Below are 25239 nucleotides of genomic sequence, written 5' to 3'. Positions count from 1 at the left end.
TAAAGAACAGCCTGACAATACAAAGAGTGCTGTCAGACTGTAAAGAATACACTTTACCATTTCATTTCTCCAGTATTTACTTTTGCACCAATCTGCAAGGCAGTTTCAAAAGTAAGTGCTGGGTATTTTGTTTTCAAAGCAGTAATTAAGGCTTCTGATGTTTTATTGGTTTTCAAAGCTTCTTCGTAGAATTGAATGTAACTTTTGGTATGATTTACAGCAGCAATATCAAATGGAGAATTAGAATTAGCGTGGGCAGGTACTACAATTTCAGGTTTCAATGCCGAGATTTTATCTAAAACGGCAATCCAGTTTTTACGCGTTTCAGTAGTTTGAGCATCCGCCATCCAAAGATGGAAACTAGTTCCAAAAACATTGATTCCGCCCACAACTGCTTTGATAGAAGGAATCCATACAAAAGTCTTGTTCGGAAATTCTTCCAAACCAATGATTTCTAATTTCTGACCTTCCAATTCAATGCTGTTTCCCTTTAAAACCTGCGGCAAAACAACATTTGACGTAATTGCTTTACCTAATCGTTCGCCCCAAACGTCTAATTTTTTTTGCGCTGTAGCCTTAATTGCTTCTACAGAAGCAGGTGATGCATAAGCAACTACATCCGGGAAATATTTTTTAAATATCTCCAATCCAAAATAATAATCAGGATCTGCGTGAGAAACAAAAATTGCGGTTAATTTTTTACCGCTTGCTTTAATCTCCTGCGCTACTTTTTCGGCATCCGCCAAAGTAAATTGTGCGTCAATCAAAACCGCATCTGTCTTTCCTGAAATGATTACCGATGCTACACCAAAACTATTTTCTGATGCGTTGTAAATTTGAAGTTTTAAATCTTTAGTTTCAATTGTTTTGAAACTTTGTGCTTGTGATTCCATATTCAATAAAATTAAAATTGTTATAAATACTCTTGAGATAGTGTGTTTCATTTCTTGTGCTGGTTTAAATTAACACTGCAAAGATGAAACGAAATGAGATCTTAAAACATTAAACTAGTTTAATAAATAAAGGGAAATCTTATTTTTTGACAGCAATTTTCTTTCGAATATTACTCAGGAAAACATTGGTAATGCCCAAATAAGCAGCTATTTGTATGTTAGAAAGTCGTTGAATAAGGTGTGGGTATTTTTCTATAAATTCGATATAACGGGATTCTGCTGTTTTACTAAGGTTATCTATCATTCTTCGTTGAAGTGCAACGTGCGTTTTTTGTGTCATTACCCGAAATAGCTTTTCGATTTCAGGTAAGTTGGCATAAGCAAACTCCTTATCTTTTTTAGAAATTACAAGTACTTCGCTGTCTTCGAGAGCTTCTATAAAAAGTTGTGATGGCACTTCATTAGTAAAACTGTCAATATCAGTAATCCACCAATTTTCAATAGCAAAATAGAGTATTTGCTCAAAACCATTTTTATCAATATGATAAACCCGAAAAAGCCCTTTGGTAACAAAACCTTCAAATTTACAAATCTCACCTTCTCTGAGTAAAAAGTTTTTTTTATGGATTAACTTTTGCTCAAATAAATTACAAAATGCTTCTGTTTCATTCTCTGAAAGAGAAATATGTTGACCGATATTTTGTTTTAAAAGTGCTGTCATTTAACAAGATGCAAAAGGCTGTTTTTTTTAGTTTAGCTAAGGTACGTAAATATTTAAATAAAGTGTTGACGTTGATAAAGGGTAGTTACATTGAATTTTGCAACTTCTTTAAGCACCTGCTGCCCAAGCTGCCCGATTTCCAATTCCCTGCGCGCGGGATTATCCTTTTCGGGCTCAGTGGTTTCAAAGTTGTCGCTTTGAGCCTCATCGCTATTTTGGGTATTCCTATCCGTTTGAGACCCCTTTGGAGGGTCATTCTCTATAAGGTACTTTTCTATGTCCTTCCCCCTTATGTCTTTGGGGCCGCTTTGAGGTTCCTTATAAGGGTTCTGCGGGTCATAGGGGCTGGGTGTTTTTGGCTGCGTGTTTTGGGTCTTTGATCGGGTTTTGGGAATTACGGGGGTGTTTGTGGTAATTTTTGGTTGTATGGGAAGTTGTAATTTTATTTTTTGATTATTATATACATGGACAATGTTGAATCACTTGGTTTTTAGGTTAGATATTATTTTTTGGGCGCTTTTCCCGCTAACTCCGGGTCAATTGTATATAGTATTGTGTTTTATGTTTAAATTTTTTTTTTGGAGCTTTTTCCCGCTATACGTTCCAATCTTTTGTGCCGAACCCCGGCACAAAAGGATTTCCACTGCTATCGGGGCTAGGATCTGTTACAGATCCAATTTGTCCTTGGAGAATGTAATTTGAACCAAAATGTTCTATTTTCCAGTTTACAGGTCGAAGTTAAGATTAAGAGTTATTGTATGTTTGAATTTCTTAACTTTGCATTATGAAAGAGATAATAACAAGAGAAATTTCGCAGTTTAACAATGAACTGAAACTCCAGGGTTTTAAGGCATTTCAGATAGAGGATGATGGCGCAGAAACCAGAACCTACAGCAGAAAGGAATTTTATAAAATCTGCCTCACTACAGGGAAAAGCAGGATTCATTATTCCGATAAGACCTATGAGCAGGAAGGCACGATTCTTTTTTTCGGAAATCCGCACATTCCGTATTCGTGGGAAACCATTTCCACCACTTACGTTGGTTACACTATTTTATTTTCTGAGGAGTTTTTTAAAAACTCCGAACGTTCTGAAAGCCTGCAGCAATCTTCCTTTTTTAAAATAGGCGGGACCCCTGTTTTGAAAATCACAGAAGAACAGAGAGGCTTTCTCAATACTATTTTTCAGAAAATGATTGCCGAGCAAAAAAGTGATTATGTATTTAAAGATGAGCTGATCCGAAATTATATCAGTCTGATTATTCACGAATCCTTAAAAATGGAACCTTCTGAGAATTTCGAGCAAAACAAGAATGCTTCTTCCAGATTAGCATCTGTGTTTTTAGAACTGCTGGAAAGACAGTTTCCTATTGAAACCGCTTCGAATCCGCTCCAATTAAGAACGGCGCAGCATTATGCCCAGCATCTCAATGTGCATATTAATTACCTGAACAGGGCTGTAAAGGAAGTTACGGGAAAACCAACAACGACCCATATTACAGAGCGAATCATCACAGAAGCCAAGGCGCTTTTGCAGCATACCGACTGGAGTATTTCTGAGATCGCATATGCCTTGGGATTTGATTATCCAACCTACTTCAATAATTTCTTCAAAAAGACTACGGGAACCAATCCCACTGCGTTTCGTCTGGCTGAAGTTTGAATTTCTTAAGCTTTGGTTTGATAATCGTTACTTCCCTGCTTAAAGGCAGCCTTATCTTTGTATCTGAATATTTAATTCAAATATTATGTCAGATAAAGACCCTATTTCCGCTGCCTTATCATCTCAAAAAGATATTTTTGAGAGGCTTTTAGCCGGTGAGGCGATACTTCCAAACGATCCGCAACTAGGCAGATTAAGAGAAGAGGCATTTGCTGTCAAAGCATTGCTTAACCAGATGAATAAATCCTCAAATCAAGAGGAAATTGAACAGATACTGAGCATAATTTTAGATACAAAAGTTCAGGATGTAACCGTTTTTACACCCCTTTACATCAACTACGGAAAACACATTTCGATCGGCAAAAACGTATTTATCAATTTTGACTGTACTCTTTTGGCCTTGGGCGGTATTACCATTGAAGACGATGTTTTAATTGGCCCGAAAGTCAGCCTTATTACCGAAAACCATCCCTTAGATCCCAAGGAGAGAAAAGGACTGATTGGAAAACCTATCCACATTAAAAAAAATGCATGGATTGGTGCCAATGCCACTATTTTGCCCGGCGTTACTATTGGGGAAAATGCAGTTGTCGCGGCAGGGGCAGTAGTTTCCAAAGATGTTCCCGATAACACCATAGTTGGCGGGATTCCTGCAAAATTCATTAAAAATGTTTAACCTTAAAGCATATCGTATGAAACTGAAATCTTTTCTAAGCGTTACGGCTGTTGTTTTCGTTTTTTGTTTTTGTAATGCAGGCTGCAGCAAGGACAATGAAACGCTACCGCAAAACAATGAGAATGGAAATGAAAATACTAATACTAATTCAACAAGTAAAATGAAAATTACAATTGGTACAGCAGTTTTTACGGCGACATTGTATAACAACCCGAGCGCCGCTGCACTAAAAGCAAAGCTTCCCTTGACCATAAATATGAACGAACTGAACGGCAATGAAAAGTACTACGATCTCCCTGGTCCGCTTCCAACAAATGCTTCAGTTGGAGGCGATATAAAAGCGGGTGATTTAATGCTTTACGGCGACAATGTGCTGGTGCTTTTTTATAAAAGTTTCAGCACTTCCTATAGTTATACAAAACTCGGATACATTGACAATCCTGCGGGACTGGCCGATGCATTGGGTAATGGAAACGTAGTGGTTAAATTTGAAAACAATTAAAACAGGATCATTATGAAAAGTAATTTAAAAATAGCAGTGACACTTATAATTTGCAGCAGTCTGCTGGGCAGTTTTTTTCATGAGAAGATAGAAATCCCTCAGATGCCACCATGCCGGACAGCGGTCTGGAGGACCGTTAAAGTTTCTGATTCCTATATAGCAGCTTTTAAGGAAAACCTGCGTATCGGTGATCTTTGCCCATTCTGTCCACACGACTTCTTTCGGAGGGGGATTGTTCTCAAAATGGCGTTTTATATCTTCGTAATTCATGCTGCAAAAATAATTCAAAACACCACATCAGGCAAGGCAGGCATTGGTTTTACCGCATATTTAACACTTCATTTTCTATAGTGTTTTATCACTGTGCTGGGAACCAGATGCGTGCCGGCGCCTTAACTGCAGCATTTAATGAGTCGGCTCTGCTGTCATGCGGCTTTTTCGGTCTTCCCCGATTCTTTTTTCTTCACGGATGAGGGAAATAGGAGGGGATGTAAATACCGTTTAATTCCATCACAAAGGTCGGGCACAGCGGTTCGGGGCGCCGCACAAAATTCCCCCATAAATGCAGGGCATGCGCCTGCTTTATTGCGTTGCTTTCTGCGCTTGCTCCCTTCTGCCCGAAGGCGGTGCTAAAATTAATCTTAAATATTTAGCATCATGGAAACAGCAGAAAACAGCAATTGGAAAATCGTTTCAGAAATCGATCTGATCTATAAGACAAAAGTTAAGAATTCCGAAAGGCCGCATATTGCATCCTCCGCATATGCCTTTACGCTTTTGAAGGGCTGCTGGGACCCCGGAAAGATCGGATTTCTGGAGCAGTTCAAAGTGCTGCTGCTTAACCAGTCTAATAAAGTGCTGGGCATTTATGAAGCCTCTTCAGGAGGCATTACGGGAACCGTCGTAGATATCAGGCTGCTGTTTGCCGCTGCGCTTAAAGCAGGCGCAGTAGGACTGGTCATCGCCCACAACCATCCTTCGGGATCTCTGCTGCCTTCAAATCCAGACAGGTGCATTACCGCGAAAATTGCACAGGCAGGCGAGCTGCTCGATATCAAGCTGCTGGACCATCTGATCATTACAGAGGAAAGCTATTACTCCTTTGCGGATGAAGGCGCTTTATAGCGCCTTTTTTTATTTCATTATTCTTTCTTTCTTTCTTTCTTTTCTGATTCTCTTCAGAAAGAAGAAATAGACTAGGCAGGAAAGTGCTTACGGGGATACAGTTTTTGAGCTTTTTATAAAGCGTTAGACGGTATGAATGCCTTCATGCCCTGATATATTTTAATCTGCCGCTGCGATTCGGATAGGCTTCTGGCGCTGACCTTAAAAAGCTGTAATTTTTGGATCATATGCTGTAAGGGTCTGATGGGCTGCATTGCGTAATTTTGCGTTATGCTGGTACGGTAAAACTTATAGTCAGTCAGAAAAAAAAACAGGGAACCGGCGGGGTTCGTCTGAAGGTTCTGTACAATGATTTAGTTAGTTACCGCATACCTTTTCAGGCACCCGCCGGCTGCCACGAAGCTCCTTAGTCTTAAGGGGCTTTTTTGTTTGGATTAGCTGGGGCTGGATTTAAATTCGCCTTTTATGCGGCAGTTTTTTCCACCCCTGTAAAAAAAGAATGATTATAGCCTGGTTGAATAAGAGAGAGCCATAAATGGCAAAGCCGCCAGCATGGGAGCGCCAGCGGCTTTTTCTGTTCTTCTACTGCTTCTTGCCCGCTCCCAATTCAGAGAGCTTCTGGTTCAGTTCGGTAAGTCCGGCGCGCTGCAGGCACTCCTCGGAGAGCTGTTTGAGCTCTTGGGCATTTTCCTTTGAAGTGCTCTGGAGCAGCGCCGAAAGGCTGCCGCCATTTTCCGCAATGCCGCGCCCAATCGCATGATGCAGCAGCAGCACATTTTTTCGCGAAATCTTCAGATCCATTCTCACCATCTCATTCATTCCAGGGCTGCTCATAATCGTATCGAACACCCTCACCGCATCATTTTCCGTCAGCATAATTCCCGCGTTTTAAATTACTAATTGATTCTTTCAAAGATACGATGAGGGGCTGAAAACACCCCGTTCAAAATATGGCGGGGATAGGCGGCATCCATCCTGCTTTTCTACATTAGCTGAAGAATCGCTGCAGGAAGCTTCTTAATGCTGTATGGTTTTAAGGGTTCAAGCGGACTGCCCCGTTCCTGCAGTCGGCCAGATGTCCGTTTGTTTAACAAACGCATCCGGCTGCCTTATGCTCGGAACTCGCGGCAGTGATTCTGAAAGATAAGTTTGGAAAGATTTAAGTTTAAAAAATGAAAAGGAGAGACGATGGAGAAAGAGAATTTAAACAGAAACCGCATTGCCGCGGTGCGCTTTACCGCTGAAGAATATGGCAGACTAGTGAAAAGGCTTAAGGGGACCGACTGCCGGCGGATGAGCGAATATCTAAGAAAATGCGTACTGGATAAACCCATTACCGCCAAGTGCCGCAATGCATCCCTGGATGAGATGATGCTGGAAATCATCCGCCTGCGCAAAGAGCTTAACACCCTTGCAAACAACTTTAACCAGGCGGTTAAAAAGCTCCATACCCTCAGGCAGATTCCGGAGTTCAGGGACTGGATCATGCAGAGTGAAGCCCAGCGTGCAGCCCTGCTGGAAAAGGTGGAAGAAATCCAGAAGGTCATGGAAAAAACAGCAGGGAAATGGTTGCAGTCATAAACACGGGGCATTCGGTGCGCAGCGTTTTCAATTACAATGAAAACAAGGTCAGCGAAGGGGCGGCGGAGTGCATCGGAGAGGGCAATTATCCGATGGATGTTTCGCGCATGAATCCTGCAATGAAATTGGGCAGGCTGCTGCATCAGAATGCCCTTAACGGGAATGTGAAAAGAGGCAGCGTGCACATCTCCTTAAACTTTCACCCGTCCGAAAATTATTCCCCGGAAAGGCTCATGGAAATCGCCCATGCCTATATGGAGAAAATAGGTTTTGCAGAGCAGCCTTATCTGGCCTACCGGCATCACGATGCAGGGCACCCGCACATTCATCTGGTGTCGATAAAAGTGAGGCCAGACGGCTCGAGGATCGACATGCAGAACATCGGGAGAAACCAGTCGGAAAAGGCAAGGAAAGAGATTGAGAAAGGCTTCGGACTGGTGCGGGCCGGGGATGCAAAAAGGGAGCTGTTTTCTTCCCTGAAGCCGGTGCCCGCCGCTAAAGCGCAGTATGGGAAAATGGAGTCTAAAAAAGCCATTTCAGCTGTGCTGCATTCGGTGCTGCCATCCTATAAATACACATCGCTGGCGGAGCTCAACGCTGTGCTGCAGCTTTACAATGTTAAAGCGGACAGAGGAAGCGAAAACTCGCGCGTATTCACCTCGGGAGGCCTGCTGTACCGCATAGTGGACCAGAGCGGAAAACCGATAGGTGTTCCCATCAAGGCAAGCGATTTTCCGATGCGTCCGACACTGGCTTTTCTGGAAAGAAAATTTGCTGTGAACAATGCCGAAAGGGCCTTTGAAAAAAAGAGGATCCGCAGTGCTGTGGACAGTGCTTTTTTCGGAAGGAATCTGACTTTGGACAGGCTGGTTCTGCTGCTCGAAAAGGAAGGAATCAATGCCGTGCTGCGAAAGAGCGATGCAGGTATGGCGTATGGTGTGACCTATGTGGATCATGTGACCAGATGCGTGTTTAACGGCAGCGCGCTGGGAAGAAATTACAGCGCCAAAGCGGTATTGGAACGCTGTGGGAAAGCAGCAGAGAAACAGCAGCCGGCATCGCCTGAAGAGGCCCTTCAGAAGCGTATGGCTGGCGGCGGCCATCAGTCCTCAGAAGAGGCATCTGAAGGCATGTATGCCAAAGTGCTGGACGGGCTTATGAAACCCGAATGGCAGGGCGATTATGCCGGCGAAAAGTTTAAGGGAAGGAGGAAAAAGAGAAAAAGAAAAGGACGTTCGGATCTGAACTGATCCAGATTATTAACAGGGAAAAACTACAGCTATGCAGACAGGAGAAAATGAACAGGCACTGAGAAAAATACTCGATATGACAAGACTGATGGGCATCATGGCGCTGATGCTGCATTTTTATTATTGCTGCTATAGGGCATTCCGTTTTTGGGAGCTTACGGGGGCTTTTGGGGATAAAATTTTAGCCGCGGTTTACAGGACGGGACTGTTTGAAAGTTTTCATATGTCCAAGATTTTAGCGCTTGGACTTCTGCTGATTTCGCTGTTGGGAGCAAAGGGGAGAAAGGAGGAGAAGCTGCGGCTTAAAACGGCGCTTTATTATATGGCTTCAGGGCTGGCGGCCTATTTTCTGAGCGGCCTGCTGCTGCATTGCGGAGGAGCGGCTTCAGCATATGCCATGCTGTATATGGCGGTTACGGTTTTGGGATTTCTGCTGGTGCTTTCGGGCGGCACGCTGCTTTCCAGAATTATTAGAAACAGACTGGCCGCCGCCGATATATTCAACAGCGAAAACGAGACCTTCCCACAGGAAGAGCGGCTGCTGGAAAATGAATACTCCATCAACCTGCCAGCGAGATATTATCTCAAGGATAAGCTGCGCAGCAGCTGGATCAACATCATCAATCCCTTCCGCGGACTGCTGGTTTTAGGCAGCCCGGGTTCCGGCAAATCCTACTTTGTGATACGCCACGTCATCACCCAGCATATTGCCAAGGGGTTCAGCATGTTTGTGTATGATTTCAAGTACGATGACCTTTCCAAAATTGTCTACAATACCTTTGAAAAATGCAAGCATGCGTATGAGGTGATGCCGAAATGCTACTTCATTAATTTTGACAGCATCATGCACCGATGCAATCCTTTGGATCCCCAGAGCATGGAGGACATCACCGATGCTTCGGAATCGGCGCGGACGATCCTGATGGGGCTCAACCGCGAGTGGATCAGAAAGCAGGGGGACTTTTTTGTGGAGTCTCCGATCAACTTTCTGTCGGCGGTGATCTGGTATCTCAGAAGGTATAAAGAAGGGGAATTCTGCACCCTGCCGCATGTCATTGAGCTCATGCAGGCAGACTACGACAGCCTCTTCACCCTGCTGCGCACCGACAGGGAAATCGAGGTGCTCATCAACCCTTTTGTCAATGCCTATCTCAATGATGCCATGGAGCAGCTCGAAGGGCAGATTGCCTCGGCAAAAATAGCCATGGCAAGGCTGTCTTCTCCCCAGCTCTATTATGTGCTGTCGGGAAATGATTTTACGCTTGACATCAATAATCCTTTGGAACCCAAGATAGTCTGCATGGGAAACAATCCGCAGAAGATGCAGATTTACGGAGCCGTATTGTCGCTGTATGTGAACCGTCTGGTGAAGCTGGTCAACAAAAAGGGAAAGCTCAAATCCAGCCTCATTTTCGATGAGTTTCCGACCATCTACCTCAATAATATGGACAGCCTGATTGCGACGGCCAGAAGCAACAGGGTGAGCACCTGCCTCGGGGTTCAGGACTTCAGCCAGCTGCGCAAAGACTATGGGCGCGAGCAGGCCGATGTGATTATGAACATCACCGGAAATATCATTTCCGGACAGGTCACAGGAGATACGGCCAAGCAGCTCTCGGAACGGTTCGGCAAGATCATGCAGGATCGGGAAAGCATTTCGATTAGCAGTGCCGATACCTCCATCAGCCGTTCCAGACAGCTTGAAGCGGCCGTTCCCCCATCGAAGATCTCATCATTGAGCTCGGGGGAATTTGTCGGGTTGGCAGCCGATGATCCGCAGTGCAGAATCAAGCTTAAAATATTTCATTCTGAGATTTTAAACGATCATGAGGCGCTTCGAAAAGAGGAGGAAAGCTACAGGGAAATACCGCCTGTTAGAACGCTGGAGCATGCAATGGTCCAGCAGAACTACATGCAGATCAAACGCGATGTTCAGGATATTATCCATACCGAGATGGACAGGCTGCTCCATGATCCTGCATTGAAGCATCAGGTTGTGATGAAGCGCTGAGGTTTTTGGCCAGATGATCCGGTTGCAGATTTTCCAGGCAGCAGTCTTCCAAATAATTGCTTCCGGAGCCGCAAAGCATGCATGCTATTGGCTTGCGGCGGCGCGGTATTAAGTTTAGCTTGAAATCTTGTGAAGAAATTTAAATAGAATTCCAGCGCAGATGGAGAACTGCTTATTTTTTTGCTTAAAATAAGCTTTGTTTTAAAATAATTTCTAAATTTAGCCTTCTGTTTTCGGCCCTATGCTTTTCGGATGGGCCAGCACAGCGCTGCCATCCTTTAGCGTATCATTTTGCTTTACCTATTTTATATTACTGCAATTTAAAAAAAAACATGGATTTTAAAAAACTGGCGCCAGAGCAGAAACAGGCTTATTTGGCAGATATAGAAAGAGCTCTAACTTCGAAAAGGCTTTATTTGAAAAGCAATTTTTCTCTCCCTGATCTTGCGGAAGAAACGGGAATAAAGCTCCACAATCTTTCCTATCTGATTAATTCGGAAATGGGGCTCAGTTTCAGCGATTATATGCATTTATGGAGAATCAGGCATTTCAAAGAAAGGTTAAACGATTCTGAGTGGAAAGACTTAACGCTCGAAAAAATGACAGCGGCCTGCGGATTTAAATCCAGAGCCACCTGCTACAGGGCGTTTATAAAACTTGCGGGACAGACGCCTTCGGAATATTTAAAACTGGCCAGAGGAAATCCAATGTAGAGCAGTAGTTCTTTTATGCGGCTAAAGGCGGATTTGGGGGCTGGCAAATGAAATTCCATTATTGATGAAGAAACCCAGAGCCTTTGGTCTTTTAGCTTATGGTCTGGCTTGCACTCCATAAGAGTCCTCTACTAGGATCTGCTATATTTTCATCGGGCATGCAATCACGTCTAGACTGTCTATCGTACAGGAAGCTGCAAGCAGCCCTGCCAGAAAGATAAAGCGGTCTTCCGATATGGAAGAGGGGACCGCTTTTTTATACCAATTTCAAAATAAATAAATAATAAATAATTGATGGACGCAGTACCGCAAAAAACATTTTACAAAAAGATTATGGTTGTCGATGACAATCCAACAGACCGATTTATTGCAAAAAAAATGGTTGAAAAATGCAGCTTTGCCCAAGAAGTAATTTTGAGTCAAACTGCTTTTGAGGCATTAGAGTATCTCAGGTCGCTGAAAGATGAGCCCGATTCCTTGCCGGAATTTATTTTTCTGGACATCAACATGCCGGGCATGGACGGGTATGGGTTTCTGGAGCAGTATGGCACGTTTCCCGACGATGCTAAAGCAAAAAGCAAAATTCTGATGCTCACAACTTCTCTGCATCCCGATGACATTGAGCGGGCCCAAGGCAATCCTCTTGTCAGCGGGTTTATAAACAAGCCTATCAGCAGAGATAAGCTGGAGATGATTCGCAGTGATTTTCCTCTTGCAGATTAGGGAGCGCTTTGCTTGTAGTCGGGCTGTCTATAGGGCTGAAGAGGTAGTCTTAGCTTAAGGCATTTGCAAAAAAGAAGCCGCATGTGTTTTTACTGGCCTGACTGCAGATTTTGTGTAAATTTTATGGAAGATCTGAAGTGATGGGTATACTATTGGCAGTGCCTGCCTTTTAATGCCGTAAAGTTGGTTTGGTTGTCTAGGCTGGGGATTGAAGTATAATTGCCTTAAAAGTGGCATGTATTATTTACGCAGCATATATTCAGATAATTTGCAAATCATAATAGCCAGCCTTAAAATTTTATGGAAAGAAAGGTATCAGTTCCAATTAGCCTGTGGAATGGATTTTGACGCCAAGCTAATAATGCTTTCAATGGAGATGGCAGCTGTATAGAGCCACATGATTTTGCATAAAAAAGCATTAATACAGTCTCTTTAGCAGTTCTTATTTATTTTCAGCAATTCGGTTGGCGGATAGCCGAATTGTTTTTTGAAGGCAAATGAAAAATGCGATAAATTCTCAAATCCGGTCTCGCAATAGACCTCAGCAGGTTTTTTATTTTTTTCGGCAAGCTGGTAATACGCCAGCTCCAATCTTTTTTTGGTCAGCCAGCGCTGCGGCGTACTATTGAAGGCCTTATTGAAATCCCGCTTAAAGGTTGTAAGGCTCCGGCCTGCCAAATAGGCAAACTTTTCCAATGGCATGTTAAACATAAAGTTCTTCTCCATAAATGCGGCCAGATCAATCTTATGGGGTTCTTCGAAAAATTAATACTGTTTTTTTAATGGCGCAGTTTAGGTTATGCTTAAAACAGATCAATTAACTCTTTTCCTTATATATGTCTCTTTAATGGTTAAATCATCATGCAATTTATTGGATGTGCAAAAGTAAACCCAGACGCTCTCAGAGACTTTTAAATTTGATTAAAAATGTTTCAGTTTTGTCTAATTGGAGCTTTTTTGGAAAGATATAAAAATGGTTGGAGCCTATAAGCCGGCGGCGATGTTTTGCGATAGTATAGCGCATGGCTGCAGGGCAATAGCAATTGCGGGCGCATAAAGCGCTTATTTTCGGAGCCACCGTTAAAAGAGTTCTGCAAGTATGGGACTAAGGGGGTTTAAGGGAAATACGGACAGCTTCAGAATATTAGATCTTCTCAAGGAGAATGTGCAAGTGCTGGAGGGATAAATTAGTTAAATGCCATGCTATCAGGCTGTTTCTTGCGGTAAAAGATCTGGCAAAAAAGTTAGTTAGTTAGTTAGTTAGTTAGTTAGTTAGTTAGTTAGTTAGTTAGTTAGTTAGTTAGTTAGTTAGTTAGTTAGTTAGTTAGTTAGTTAGTTAGTTAGTTAGTTAGTTAGTTAGTTAGTTAGTTAGTTAGTTAGTTAGTTAGTTAGTTAGTTAGTTAGTTAGTTAGTTAGTTAGTTAGTTAGTTAGTTAGTTAGTTTTGATATGTTTTTCTTTCCTATCTAGATTGTTTTAATTATTCAGTTTTTTTTGATTTTGGCCGGTGAAGGGGAAGTTGGTTGGAGATGGGCGTTGATTTGAATGGGATAATTACTTAGTCGTCGTTTGATTTTGTATAATTTATTGAGATTTGCAGGAGAGGTTAGAGTCATGTTTCCGCTGTTAAGAAAAAGCTTTACAGAAATCTAGAGTTTTTTTGTTTTGGCCATATTTGTCAGCATTTCGCTGCGTTCACCAGCGGTAGGCACGCGTCAATAGGGGATGTGACCAAAATTTAATTAAGATGGAAATTGAAAAAAAAAAACATGTTTTTCCCCAGCCTTTTAGACTAAATTGGCATTTATTCTCGCTTTGGCGTTTTGTTTGAAAATAGAATCGATTCCATACTGCATATGCCATACAAAGGAATCAAATTAGATACACTTTTTTCAAAAAAAATTGCGGTCTTCAAATACCGCATTTTAAATAATATTTTTTGCAAATCTTTAAAGATTCTCAGCTGTAACAGCTCGATCAAGCCAGGCTCTCCAAAAAATTACAATTACAGCCAGTACACCGAAAGCCAGACCAATCCATGGCGTAATTGATATTCCGTAATGATTAATAAACCATCCGCCAATAGCAGTGCCTAGTGAAACACCAAGATTTCCAAACGAAGTCTGAAGACTGTTCGCGAATTCTTTTGCATCGGATGCAGCCGATACCATATGGCCGACGCCAATTAGGAAACATGGTCCATACATAATTCCCCAAAACCCCACCACAATTGATATGCTGAGCAGTGAACTACCAGTATATTGAAATGCAAATGGAAGCAGAAATGTACCTGCAAGGAAAAATAGGGTAGTCCAGAACATATATCTTCCCAGTAAACGGCCTGCCAGAAAGTTAGATATCACACCCATTATTCCAAACAAAAGCAGCATATAGCTGATCTGCTGCGCACTTAAGCCTTTTTCTTTCGAAAGATAATCGGCAAAATAACTATAGGAACAAAACCAGGCAGTTATAAGAAGCAGGTTTAAAGCAGTCCCGGCAATAAACCTGGGTCTTTTGAGTATGCTCAATTGGTTTTTAAAAGACTTCACCTCCTTGTTGGGCATAGAGGGCAGAAACTTGTAAATGATGATCAATGTTATCAAAATGAGCAAGCCCTGAATAACATAACTTAACTGCCAGGTGTAAATACTTGCAATAAATGTGGTGAATGGAATAAGTGTTACCTGTGCAAGGGCTATGCCTCCAATTATAATACTGGTTAAGCGCATCTGCATTTGAGCAGATGTGTCTTTTGTTGCAGCGGCAATTACCATTGAAAAAAATGCTGGATGCAAAATCGTGGGCAGTATTCGAAGTATCATCAGAAGCCAGAAAGGAGGGCTGAAAATGGAAAAGAAATTAGAAATCAGGAAAAATCCCAAGGCATACATCATAATTTTCTTTTTGTCAAATTTTGATACGTATAAAACCATGAAAGGTCCTGTAAGGGCAATAGTTAAAGCAAATATGCTCAAGAGATACCCTGCGGTTCCAATATTTATTTTGTAGTGGTCAGCAATCTGAGGCAAGATGCCAATTACGCCAAATTCTGTGCTTATAATTCCGATAACGCCCAGACATCCGATGTACGCTATTCTTTTATTTAAATTTGAATTCATATTAAACTGTTCGGTTTAAAAAAGGTTAAAAAATTTTATTACTTATTAATTCTGTTCGAAAGTTTCCAGTTCATTTTAATCGCAGTGGTTAAAGTTTTTAAAATGCCACAACGACACCTTCGATTTTTATATAATGTACAGTTTAGCTTGCAAGCGCAGCGAAATCTGTACTTAATTATTTTGATAACGTCAATGCATTCCAAGTATGCAATTCTTTTGTTTACATTTATTTCATATTAAACTGATCGGTTTAAAAAAGGTTAAAAAAATATTTTATTATAATTAATTTCGTTTCAAGGCGAACTATTTAGGCTTTAGCCATTAGGATTAAAGTCTCTATCATATCGTAGATATATTTCCGATTTTTATTTAATGCATAATTCTTGAACATTGCACTAGAGGAACTGGCAAAGAAATCAGCAGCCAGTTTTGTGTCTAAACCAGCTTTAATGCTCCCCTGGCGCTGCCCAAGCTTTAATGCTTCAAAATAGATGTGTTCTATCTTTTTCTCATTCGCTGCAAGCAGATGTCTGACCTCCTTGTCAGTTAATGCCAGTTCAAATGCAATTTTAACAGCCAGACATATTCTGTCTTCTTTTATGCTTTGATCTACTGCCAGCTTTAATAATGCTCTTAAAGTTTCAACTGCATCAGTCTGGCCGGGTTTTAAAATACCTTCATATTCTGATACTTTAGATTTCATATACTTATTCAGGCATTTAATAAGCAGCGCTTTTTTATCTCCATAAGTTGGATAAATACTGCTTCGATTAATTCCTAAGTGCGTCTCCAAGTCAGTGATAGAAGTCACATGATATCCCTGCGTCCAGAAAAGTTCCAGCGCAATATCCAATTTCTGTTCATAATCAAATTCCTTTGTTCTTGCCATAACGATGCAAATATAATAATAAACTGGTCAGTTTATTATTAATTGCAGATTATTTTTATTTTTTTTTCTTGGAATATCGAGAGGATTATTTTTTAATATTTTTAGGTTTAGGTGCATTTACTATTTCGTAATATTTTTTCACTAAAATTTTTAATTTTCCTTCTGAAACAATTCCCTGCTAGTGGTGCTATAAAGTTCAATATTTAATTGTTTCATTGACTCAATTTTTATATACCAGTAAACAGCAATTGTTGAAACTTCCCACTAAAATTTATTTGGAAGTTAGTTGGGGAGTTTTGAAAATTTTATAAGATCACAGAAAGCCCACTTAGCAATAATTACACATAAAAAAAATCCATTTCGTTAGAAAATGGAATTTTTTGTGACCTTGACGGTACAGAATTCGAACCACTTAATGGAAGATTTAAAGATTTTAAAAGAGGTATAACCGTTTGAATTTATATTATTCAAGTAGTGGTCAGCTATCGCGTTACTATTCATCTTGTACGAGAAGTATAGGACAAATTATAAAAAAAACTTTCAATCATTTTAAAGCTTATTATTATATATTTGATAATAAATAAGCGCTGACGTTAATCAGACATATCTACCTAATTTTGGGCTGAAAATATGCCTAATGTTTTAAGTAGTATATTCTAGTTAGCGGTCATTCTTAAGACCTAACTATTTAAAGACAACTTATGAAAAGCTTAATATTGTTTATTTTGTGTTTTAAAAGTGTGCTTTTATTTAGCCAAAACTATATGTCAACAACTTTACGAACAATTACGCTTGACAGTATTGATATAAAATTCAATTACAATGAAAAATTTGGTGGAATTGAAGCAGAAAGCTACTTTAAAAATAGCAAAAGTAAATTAAGTACAATATATTATCTAGAAGAGGACAACAAAACTTTTCATCTCATTGTAGTTCAAGAGAAAAGTAAAAATTCTGAAGATAATTGGCGTACTAATGTATTCCAATTTAATGATGGGAAAATATTTTATCAAAAGGAAAGTTATTATTCAAAAATTAATGGAATTGTTATAGAACACCAAAAAGATAATAATGAAATATATCACAAAGCTTTTAATACCGAATTTTTAAAGAAATATATTTTTGAATTGTTTGAAAAGATAAAAAACTGCCACTAACAGCTCCTAAAAACAAATTTTGGCAATTAATCACGCAATTGTAATGAAAGAAAAATCGATTTTTAAAAAAGTATTACAGCTGTCTATTATGCTGATGATTTCTTTCACCTATTCTCAAAACAATATAAAAGATACATTGATTACCAAGCGAATTAAAATAAAGTTTGGAGAACTTATCGTAACCAAAAGTATTAGGCAAGATTGGAAGTCTTCACAAATCAGAAGTTCCATTTGGTTAGCGGACGAATGTTTTGTAGAAAATGAAACGGTGTATGTTAATTTCACCATCGACTCCAATTGCTTAATTTCAAATTACAAGATCGATACGAAAGGAAAAAGCAATTGTGCCGCAGCGGGAGTTGAAGATTTCTGTAAAGAATTAATGGCAGTGATAAGACAAAAGAATGAAACAACCATTTTTGATACATGTAATACGCAGTATAGACTTCCATTCTACATTAAAACATCAGAATAAAACTGCCTATAGCAAAGTTAAGCGAGATTGGGCTTTAGTGGAATTATCGTTATTAAAGATAAGCCTGTGGAATAATCGCGAAACCTGATCTTGGAAACCATAACGAAAGTTATCACTGCTGCCATGTCTGACAGGCACTAATCGTCCGAAAGGATAGTAATCTAATCACTTTGAATCTCTTTAAATATAAGAACTTTTTATTTTTTTTATTATTTGAAAATACGATTTTAGGTTTTTTATGCATTTCAAATTCAATAAAATGAGTGGATAAATGGTAATTGAAACGCGATAAATGCAGGTCATTTTTTTAAGAAAAATATTTCTTTTTTGAAGTTTTTTTTGTGTTAAAATATTTTATATTTGGCATTAAATTAACAAAACAAATTGTATGAAAAAAATACTTTTATGTATGCTCTTAGCAACTTTCAATCTATCAGCCCAAACTGTTTTATTGGATGAAAAAATAGATAAAGAAAATTCGCCTGGATCTTTTCAATATCTACCCAAATTAAAAAAAATGGTTTTCTCTGTCGCTTCCAAATCAAAAGGGAATTCTGTTTTTACCATAGATAGCAGCAGAAAAAAAACATTTTTGTTTGAAAATGATACGAGAAGTTATCGTAATTATTCTAGAACAGAAAAAAGCTATATAACCACCGATCCTAAAGATCAGGGCTGGACTCCAGATTATAATCTTATTATAGACGGTGAACAGCAATTGATTACAAAAGATAAGTTTAAAGATGTTAACTTCATGTATTTTGGAAGTTTTAATAGAAACAATATTTATGATGCCAATGGAAGTGTGCGTGATTTTTCAGGCGCTGTAAATGATCATTATGTTTTAGGTTTTACAAATGCTGAAAATAGCTGGCGTATTAAAAGCTTGGAAAAAGAAGATGTCTATTTAGAGGTTATCGAAATTAAAAGCAATTCTAAGACAAGAGTAAAATTAGAAAAACCGGATTTTACATTAGTAAAAGGAGATCAATTTGCTAAAACTGATTTCGAACCGACTTTTGTATGTAGATTAAATAATAATGAAAACTTTGATTTGATTACCAAATCACTATCGGCAGATTCGCAGACTGTTATTTTGTACAAAACAGCCTATAATTTTGAAGGTAAAAAAATAAAAACGCAACCCTTTACAATCCACTTAAACAATAATTATTTTATTACCTCTTCAAATGGTGGAGGCCTAAAGACTGATACATCTACTCAAAGTATGCAGAGTGCCCGTTTTACAAACGACTCGTATGCTTTGGATGTTTTATCAATCAATAATTACTATGAAGATCAAGAAAACGGAGAGATGTATATTTATGGGCTTTTTAGTGATCAGGCTCCAAAACAAATAGGAGGTAAAGCTTTCCCGAAAGGATTTTACGTTTTTAAATTTGACAAAAACGGAAACAAATTGTGGGAATCTGTTAACCACATAGACAGCAAGGATTATTTTGAGAAGGTTCGCAATAGTTCTGCCTTTCAAGTAAATTTATCAAATTACAATAAAAATCTTATTTTTTCATGTTCAATTAATTCTTTTACAGAATTTACAAATGCAGCAATTATAGATAAAACATCAGGTTCTGTGCTTAAAAGCAGTTTTATAGAATATAACAATAACTTAAGTCATGGAAAATACTCCTATTTTATTAGTAATACTTATGACTGTAAGGAATTGAAAAATAAAGTATTTTCTCAGATAGGTTTCGCTGCAGTAAGTATAAATCCAAAAGTTATGGATTACCTAAAAAGTATCCCAGAAAAGGGAGATAGATTGTATTTTGAAACGCTTTATTCTGACCAGGGAATCTGGATGGTAGAAACAGATAACAAGAAATATTATAAAGTAATTTTGTTTACGGAATAAGTTTGCAGTTTAATTAACCGTATTTATGAACCGTTAAAAAAAGCAGGTTGGATAGCTTCGTTTATTTAAATGAAAGAGTATTAAATAGTTAGTTAGTTAGTTAGTTTCTTTTTTGATTGTTTTTAGTTTTTTTTGATTTGGGCCGGCGATGGGGAGGTTAGTTGGAGCGTGGTGTTGATTTGACGGGGAACATTATTTTACATTTTAATTCGCGATGATTTAATAATATAAAATTATTAGGTAATTGTTTAATAAGATGTTGGTTCGAGTCCTGTTCCGGCTACTACTTTAAAGTAAAAGCCTGAGAAATATAGATTTCTCAGGCTTTTTTGTGGTTCGAAAAATCTTGTTTCAATTACTTAAATTTTTAAACTCCTCCGGTTACAAGCAAATTTGGTTCGAGTCCCGTTAAGTTAAACCTCCAATTACAATTGATTTTTTCGTAAAGCAAAAGTCATAAATAATCAACTTAGTCACAACCTTTTCCGAATTTCAAGCATATGTACTTATGAAGAGCAATTTATTCGTCAAAAACACTTTTTTTATTGTTAATTTGATGAAATCAATTTCTTTATTTTAGAGAGAATAAAGAAATTCTGAAAAATTAAAATAAGAGATAAAAATATAAAAACACTGATTTTAAAGTAATTAATCTCAAATCAATTCAATAATTTCAAACTATGAAACAGTTGTTTGCCTTTTTTTTATTCCAATTATTAAGTTTTTTGCGCTCAACAAAAAATAAACATGGCATAAAAATTTATCTGGAACATGCAAAAACAGCAAAAAAATTCTTCTCTCTCCAACCTTTTTAGATTTTAACGCATCCATATAATAAAGAGAGCCTAAAAAACCACAATACATACCACAACATGAATAAATATTACTTCTTAGTATTATCAATTATATTGATTTCAAATTTAAGCTGTGCACAAACTCCAGATTCTTTTTCTATAATAGATCCTGTTGTAGATACTACTTTAGTAATAAATCCTAATGCTGGTTTTGAGGCTCCGCTTTATATCAAAAATAAAAACTATATTGTTTTTCAAAAGAATACCAGTGAAAGAAAAATTCTAAAAGATGCAGATGTTGAATCTTTTAGATTTCCAAGATTCAATAAATATGGTCTTTTTGCTTTAGACAAAAATGGCATTTATTATAATGGAGATTTTATAGCAATTGATACAACAGGTTTTAAAATTATTGCCGAAATCAGGAATACTGATTACCTTATTCGCCCGGATTTAGTGTGGAAAACAAAGTATAAACTTTTTAAAAACAATATCGAAATCAAGGAAGATATTGATGTCGAAAGTTTCATATCGACCGATTTTTCAACACTTTATTTTAAAGACAAAAATCATCTTTATTACAATTTAAAAAAAATAAAAAACGCTGATGTAAATTCAATTTCAGAAACTTTTAATACCGTCATCTATGATAAAAATTATATTTATATAGATGGTGAGATTGGGTTGCATAACGGGGATACTCTTCGGCCTGTAAATCATTATTTAATGAAAACTTCAACCGACGTACTAATATTAGGAGGCAGGTCAGTTGTTCCAAATATTGATGCAAAAACTATTCGACCATTGTCTAAACATTATTCTATAGATAAGAATTTTGTGTATTATGATGGCAAAAAAACGGCACTAATAGCCAAAAATCCAGAAAATATTAAAGTTTGGGATCAGGTAAACAGCCGTTATATTTCTGATGGTAAAATGGTGTATGCGGGCGCAAATTTTCCATTTACTTCAGTTGACGCTAAAACTTTTGGAATGATTCCATCTTCAGATTGGTACTTTGACAAAAATGGAATTTATGGACAAGAATGGAACGAAAAAGAAGGAAAATCTGAACTTAAAAAATTTCCTTTTGTATACACACGAAAAGTTACATCCAAAAATACTTTTCATGGTTATTATTATTTAATCTATGAAAATCAGGTTTACGATTTTTATGAGAAGAAAATGTATAAAAATCTTTCTCCAGCGCAAATCAATGCCGCAAAAAATGCTAAAACAGATATCCTCAATTCAACACAAACTAATCATTATGAATATCAATTGTATAAAGCGAATAACAAAATATACATTAATAGTAAAGAAACCACTGCAGATGCTGAAACGTTTGAAAGAATTCTGAATTATTACAAAGACAAAAATAACGTTTACATTTATTATGGCGGTCAAAAACTTATTCCCATAAAAGGTATTGATGCACAAAGCGTTAAGACATTCTGCAATTTTCTAGCCGACAAAGATTATATCTATCGGGGCATTAATAAAATAATTAAAAATAAGAATGTCGAAATATTAGCCATTATGACTGGCTACAGACTTGGTTGTGGTTCAGATACAACTCCGGCATCTGATTATTATCTTCTTAAAAATGATGAAGGATATTGGCTAGCTCTAATTTCAAATGTTGTTAAGATTAAATATTTAGGCAATGAACCCATTGAAGGGACAGGAAATATTGGCACTCTATATACTGGTCCGGCAATAATCACGCCCGGAACTATAGACGAAAACAAAATTTATAATACAGCAGAACTCGATGTATTGCCCGATTATAATGGTGGAATGGCTGCAAAAGTGAAATTTATAGATAAAAACTTTAAAGCACCAAAAGATGACGGAGAAATACTTCAGGGAAAAGTTTATTTGTCTTTTATAATAGAAAAAGACGGCACAATTACGAATCAAAAAGTATTAAGAGATTATGGTTATGGTTCCGGTCCAGAAGCTTTGAGAGTTTTGAATAAAATGCCAAAATGGATTCCAGGACAGATAAAAGGAAAAACGGTTCGATGTCTTTATTCTACTGTTTTCCTTATTCATAAATAAATTATAATCAGAGATTATTATCCCTTTTTATGCTTGAAAAATCATATTCTGTTTTTCCATTTTTTATAAAAGAAATATTTATGAAAAGAATACTATTCATTATTTTGTTTTGTTGCGCGCCACTTAATTTGTTTTCACAAACAATAACAGGATATACCTTAATTCCTGATGCTAATTTTGAAAAGTGCCTGATAGATATGGGATATGATTCTGGTAAACCTGACGGAAAAGTATTAACGACTGTAATTTCTAAAGTAAAATCACTAAATATTTCAGAAAAAAGCATTTCAGATTTAACTGGAATACAAGATTTTGAAGCATTAGATGATTTAACCTGTTTCGGAAATAAATTAACAAAACTGGACCTCAGCAAAAATACCGTCTTAACCTTTTTATCCTGTAGCAATAACAAACTAAAATCATTGAATATAACAAAAAACACTATTCTAACTCACTTGTTGTGTTATGATAATCAATTGAAAGCTTTAGATGTAACGCAAAATGCAAAATTAAATCAGTTAGATTGTTCCAACAACAAATTAGCAACTTTAGACCTGAGTAAAAACACTGTCTTACACTATTTAATGTGTTCCAAAAATCAGTTAACCTCTTTAAACTTGAATAAAAATAGCACTTTAGAGTATTTACAATGCTCTAATAATGAATTGGCTTTTCTGAATTTAAGCCAAAATTCAAATTTGATTATTTTGGAATGCAATAATAATAAATTAACCCAATTGAATTTAACTCAAAATATTAATCTAGGCTCTATACAATGTCAGGAAAATCAATTGACAGCTATAAGTTTTTCAAAAAATAATAGCCTTACTGAAATTAACTGTTCCAATAATCAATTGACTGCATTGGATCTTAGCACTAACAAAGCTTTGACTGGTTTGGAATGCAGTAAGAATCAGCTAAAAACATTGGATTTATCAAACAGTCTTTCTTTAAAAGGTTTTGATTGTTCTAAAAATCAATTAACTGATTTGAATATTAAAAATTGTCCTCTTATAAGTTATATGTTTACTGAGGAAAATCCTGATCTAAAATGTATTAGTGCAGATTTTGATGGAACACCTTATCATGTCAATGATGTTTCAGACTTTTCAAAATGCAAAATAATATGCGCAGAAATCGAACCTGGATACACGGTGATTCCAGATCTTAATTTTGAGAAAGCTCTTATTGCACTAAAATATGATTCTGGTGAACCAGACGGAAGAGTCTTTACAGCAAATATTGCCTCGATTACAGATTTGGATGTTTCCAATAGACAAATCCAAGACTTGAAAGGTTTGGAAGATTTTGTCGCTTTAAAAACATTAGATTGCTCTAGAAATAGCATTAAAAATCTAGACATTACCGAATATAAAGCTTTAACAAAACTAATTTGTACTAAAAACCTAATAACTTCCTTAATTGTAAACAAAAATAAAAATTTAACTGCGCTTTACTGTCAGGAAAATTATCTTAATACTTTAGATATTTCGGGAAATAAGGTGCTAAAAGAACTAGATTGTGAATCTAATAGTATCGATTTAGATGTTTCGAATAATAAAGCACTGACTTTATTAAATTGTCAGCGCAATCACATGACTTCTTTAGATGTTAGCCAAAATAAAGCGTTGATTACTTTGAATTGTGATTACAACAACTTAAAATCTTTGAAATTGTCTAAAAATAAATTGCTAACCAATTTAAATTGTGATGGCAATAAATTAACAACTTTAGAACTTTCAGAAAATAAAGTACTGACTACCTTATATTGTAACAATAACTTATTAACTGACTTAAGTGTTACTAAAAACACTTCATTAATCGAATTGGGCTGTCATGCGAATCAAATAACAAACCTCGATTTATCTAAAAATTTACATTTAGACTATATTGATTGTCAATCTAACGAAATAGCAAATTTAGATGTTTCTAACAATATTGCTTTGACAATTTTACGGTGTGACAATAATAAATTAACAACTTTGAATTTATCTAAAAATGTAATTTTAGATGAGTTGTTTTGCAGTAATAATCTCTTATCTGTTTTAAACACAAACCTGAACCCAAAATTGGAAAAACTTGCTTGTGCAAATAATCAATTGACAAACCTTGATACTTCTAAAAATAAAGACTTAAAAATGTTGTATTGCAATGAGAATAAATTAAAAACATTGGATATAAGTCTAAACAAAGTATTGAATAATTTTAGCTGTGTATCGAATCAACTAAACACTTTGGATGTCTCTAAAAATACAGTTTTATGGTATTTAAATTGTAGTTCAAATAAATTAACTAATTTGGATCTGAGTAAAAATACTCTTTTAATGCATTTTGAATGTAACTCTAATCTATTGAAAACTTTAGATATCACTAAAAACACAGCTTTAAAAGAATTTCGTTGCCAGCAAAATAAACTTGAAAATTTAGATCTGTCTCACAATCTGCAATTAATGAGAGTTTCATGTGAAGAAAACAAGATCAAAACTTTAGATTTATCCAAAAACACAGCATTGATTGATTTAATTTGTTCTTCGAATGAATTGATTTCTCTTAATCTCAAAAACGGAAATAATAGCACAATATCTTATGTTTCTGCTCTTAAAAATGATAACCTCAAATGCATTCAGGTTGATAAAGTAGATTTCCCTTCTTCCCGATGGTTTAAAGATTCTGGTGTTGATTTTTCTACATCATGTCAATAGAACAGAAATTATACTATTGAATATTCTTATGCTAGGAATTTGACACCATAAAGTAATCGGAATGAATTAAAACCTTTAAAAAACAATTAAAAGTCAAGATCTAAAATAGAAAAATGAGATTTAATATAACCTATACATTAAATTCATAACTTGATGATTGAAATAGATTTATCCTTTTCAAATCCTCATGAAAACGGTTCGAAAATTGTCCCGTTAGGGCTCAGAAGAGTTTCTTGTTTTTAGTAGCCCTAACGGGACAATTTTCGAACCATTTTGTGAATGATTTGAAGAAATTGGATAACGT

At 37.0% G+C, this 25239-nt stretch carries 20 protein-coding genes and 1 pseudogene; 15 read left to right on the top strand and 6 right to left on the bottom strand.

What is annotated here, in order from left to right; all coding sequences use genetic code 11:
- Positions 1 to 53: 53 nt before the first annotated feature.
- Together QLQ96_RS18580 and QLQ96_RS18575 are read right to left on the bottom strand one after the other, a co-directional pair.
- Complete coding sequence (locus tag QLQ96_RS18580; RefSeq protein ID WP_482492415.1) at positions 54 to 944, bottom strand: MBL fold metallo-hydrolase; 891 nt, start codon at positions 942 to 944, stop codon at positions 54 to 56.
- Positions 945 to 1032: 88 nt separating this feature from the next.
- On the bottom strand, positions 1033 to 1614 hold the full coding sequence (locus tag QLQ96_RS18575) for a Crp/Fnr family transcriptional regulator (RefSeq protein WP_482492414.1): 582 nt from the start codon (positions 1612 to 1614) through the stop codon (positions 1033 to 1035).
- A 784-nt stretch (positions 1615 to 2398) separates the two neighbouring features.
- Between QLQ96_RS18575 and QLQ96_RS18570 the strand changes: the two genes are divergently transcribed.
- From QLQ96_RS18570 to QLQ96_RS18550, 5 genes are all read left to right on the top strand, one after another.
- Positions 2399 to 3277, top strand: coding sequence for a helix-turn-helix domain-containing protein (locus tag QLQ96_RS18570; protein ID WP_108422113.1), 879 nt, complete (start codon positions 2399 to 2401; stop codon positions 3275 to 3277).
- An 85-nt stretch (positions 3278 to 3362) separates the two neighbouring features.
- Entirely contained in the window at positions 3363 to 3953 is a 591-nt protein-coding gene (locus QLQ96_RS18565) for a sugar O-acetyltransferase (RefSeq protein WP_482492412.1), read from the top strand.
- Positions 3946 to 4455 carry a cyclophilin-like fold protein gene (locus tag QLQ96_RS18560; RefSeq protein ID WP_482492411.1) on the top strand — a complete coding sequence of 170 codons (510 nt, stop codon included), beginning with the start codon at positions 3946 to 3948 and terminating at the stop codon, positions 4453 to 4455. Before QLQ96_RS18565 ends, QLQ96_RS18560 begins: the two co-directional genes overlap by 8 nt.
- A 12-nt stretch (positions 4456 to 4467) precedes the next feature.
- Positions 4468 to 4806 carry a hypothetical protein gene (locus QLQ96_RS18555; RefSeq protein WP_482492409.1) on the top strand — a complete coding sequence of 113 codons (339 nt, stop codon included), beginning with the start codon at positions 4468 to 4470 and terminating at the stop codon, positions 4804 to 4806.
- A 306-nt stretch (positions 4807 to 5112) separates the two neighbouring features.
- Positions 5113 to 5580, top strand: coding sequence for a JAB domain-containing protein (locus tag QLQ96_RS18550; RefSeq protein WP_482492407.1), 468 nt, complete (start codon positions 5113 to 5115; stop codon positions 5578 to 5580).
- A gap of 582 nt (positions 5581 to 6162) precedes the next feature.
- Here the strand turns inward: QLQ96_RS18550 and QLQ96_RS18545 are convergent.
- Positions 6163 to 6456, bottom strand: a complete 294-nt coding sequence (locus QLQ96_RS18545) for a hypothetical protein (protein ID WP_379799516.1) — start codon at positions 6454 to 6456, stop codon at positions 6163 to 6165.
- Positions 6457 to 6768: 312 nt separating this feature from the next.
- On the opposite strand from QLQ96_RS18545, the gene QLQ96_RS18540 reads away from it, so the two are divergent.
- The 5 genes from QLQ96_RS18540 (at position 6769) to QLQ96_RS18520 (ending at position 11858) form a co-directional block, all read left to right on the top strand.
- Positions 6769 to 7161, top strand: coding sequence for a plasmid mobilization protein (locus tag QLQ96_RS18540; protein WP_482492405.1), 393 nt, complete (start codon positions 6769 to 6771; stop codon positions 7159 to 7161).
- Entirely contained in the window at positions 7146 to 8411 is a 1266-nt protein-coding gene (locus QLQ96_RS18535) for a relaxase/mobilization nuclease domain-containing protein (protein ID WP_482492404.1), read from the top strand. Before QLQ96_RS18540 ends, QLQ96_RS18535 begins: the two co-directional genes overlap by 16 nt.
- 31 nt (positions 8412 to 8442) lie before the next feature.
- The gene (gene mobC, locus QLQ96_RS18530) at positions 8443 to 10422 is read left to right on the top strand and encodes a conjugal transfer protein MobC (RefSeq protein WP_482492403.1); all 1980 of its coding nucleotides are present in this window, start codon (positions 8443 to 8445) and stop codon (positions 10420 to 10422) included.
- Between the two features lie 332 nt (positions 10423 to 10754).
- Positions 10755 to 11135, top strand: coding sequence for a helix-turn-helix domain-containing protein (locus tag QLQ96_RS18525; protein WP_482492401.1), 381 nt, complete (start codon positions 10755 to 10757; stop codon positions 11133 to 11135).
- A 294-nt stretch (positions 11136 to 11429) separates the two neighbouring features.
- Entirely contained in the window at positions 11430 to 11858 is a 429-nt protein-coding gene (locus tag QLQ96_RS18520) for a response regulator (protein WP_482492399.1), read from the top strand.
- Positions 11859 to 12290: 432 nt separating this feature from the next.
- Here QLQ96_RS18520 and QLQ96_RS18515 read toward each other — a convergent pair.
- The 3 genes and pseudogenes from QLQ96_RS18515 to QLQ96_RS18505 all read right to left on the bottom strand — a co-directional run.
- Positions 12291 to 12620, bottom strand: a pseudogene (locus QLQ96_RS18515) (helix-turn-helix domain-containing protein); the annotation flags it as partial.
- 1185 nt (positions 12621 to 13805) lie between these two features.
- Complete coding sequence (locus tag QLQ96_RS18510; RefSeq protein WP_482492398.1) at positions 13806 to 14978, bottom strand: MFS transporter; 1173 nt, start codon at positions 14976 to 14978, stop codon at positions 13806 to 13808.
- Positions 14979 to 15285: 307 nt separating this feature from the next.
- On the bottom strand, positions 15286 to 15867 hold the full coding sequence (locus QLQ96_RS18505) for a TetR/AcrR family transcriptional regulator (protein WP_482492397.1): 582 nt from the start codon (positions 15865 to 15867) through the stop codon (positions 15286 to 15288).
- Positions 15868 to 16631: 764 nt separating this feature from the next.
- On the opposite strand from QLQ96_RS18505, the gene QLQ96_RS18500 reads away from it, so the two are divergent.
- The 5 genes from QLQ96_RS18500 (at position 16632) to QLQ96_RS18480 (ending at position 24935) form a co-directional block, all read left to right on the top strand.
- Complete coding sequence (locus QLQ96_RS18500; protein WP_482492395.1) at positions 16632 to 17024, top strand: hypothetical protein; 393 nt, start codon at positions 16632 to 16634, stop codon at positions 17022 to 17024.
- Positions 17025 to 17043: 19 nt separating this feature from the next.
- Complete coding sequence (locus tag QLQ96_RS18495; RefSeq protein WP_482492393.1) at positions 17044 to 17499, top strand: hypothetical protein; 456 nt, start codon at positions 17044 to 17046, stop codon at positions 17497 to 17499.
- Positions 17500 to 17887: 388 nt separating this feature from the next.
- The gene (locus QLQ96_RS18490) at positions 17888 to 19375 is read left to right on the top strand and encodes a hypothetical protein (protein ID WP_482492391.1); all 1488 of its coding nucleotides are present in this window, start codon (positions 17888 to 17890) and stop codon (positions 19373 to 19375) included.
- 872 nt (positions 19376 to 20247) lie between these two features.
- A complete protein-coding gene (locus tag QLQ96_RS18485; RefSeq protein ID WP_482492389.1) occupies positions 20248 to 22233 on the top strand; it encodes a DKNYY domain-containing protein in 1986 nt (661 codons plus the stop codon).
- 80 nt (positions 22234 to 22313) lie between these two features.
- The gene (locus QLQ96_RS18480; RefSeq protein ID WP_482492388.1) at positions 22314 to 24935 is read left to right on the top strand and encodes a leucine-rich repeat domain-containing protein; all 2622 of its coding nucleotides are present in this window, start codon (positions 22314 to 22316) and stop codon (positions 24933 to 24935) included.
- Positions 24936 to 25239: the final 304 nt, after the last annotated feature.

The organism is Flavobacterium sp. B167r (assembly GCF_056824315.1).
Note: the sequence above shows the minus strand (reverse complement) of the source record. Positions and strands in the feature narration are given on the sequence as shown.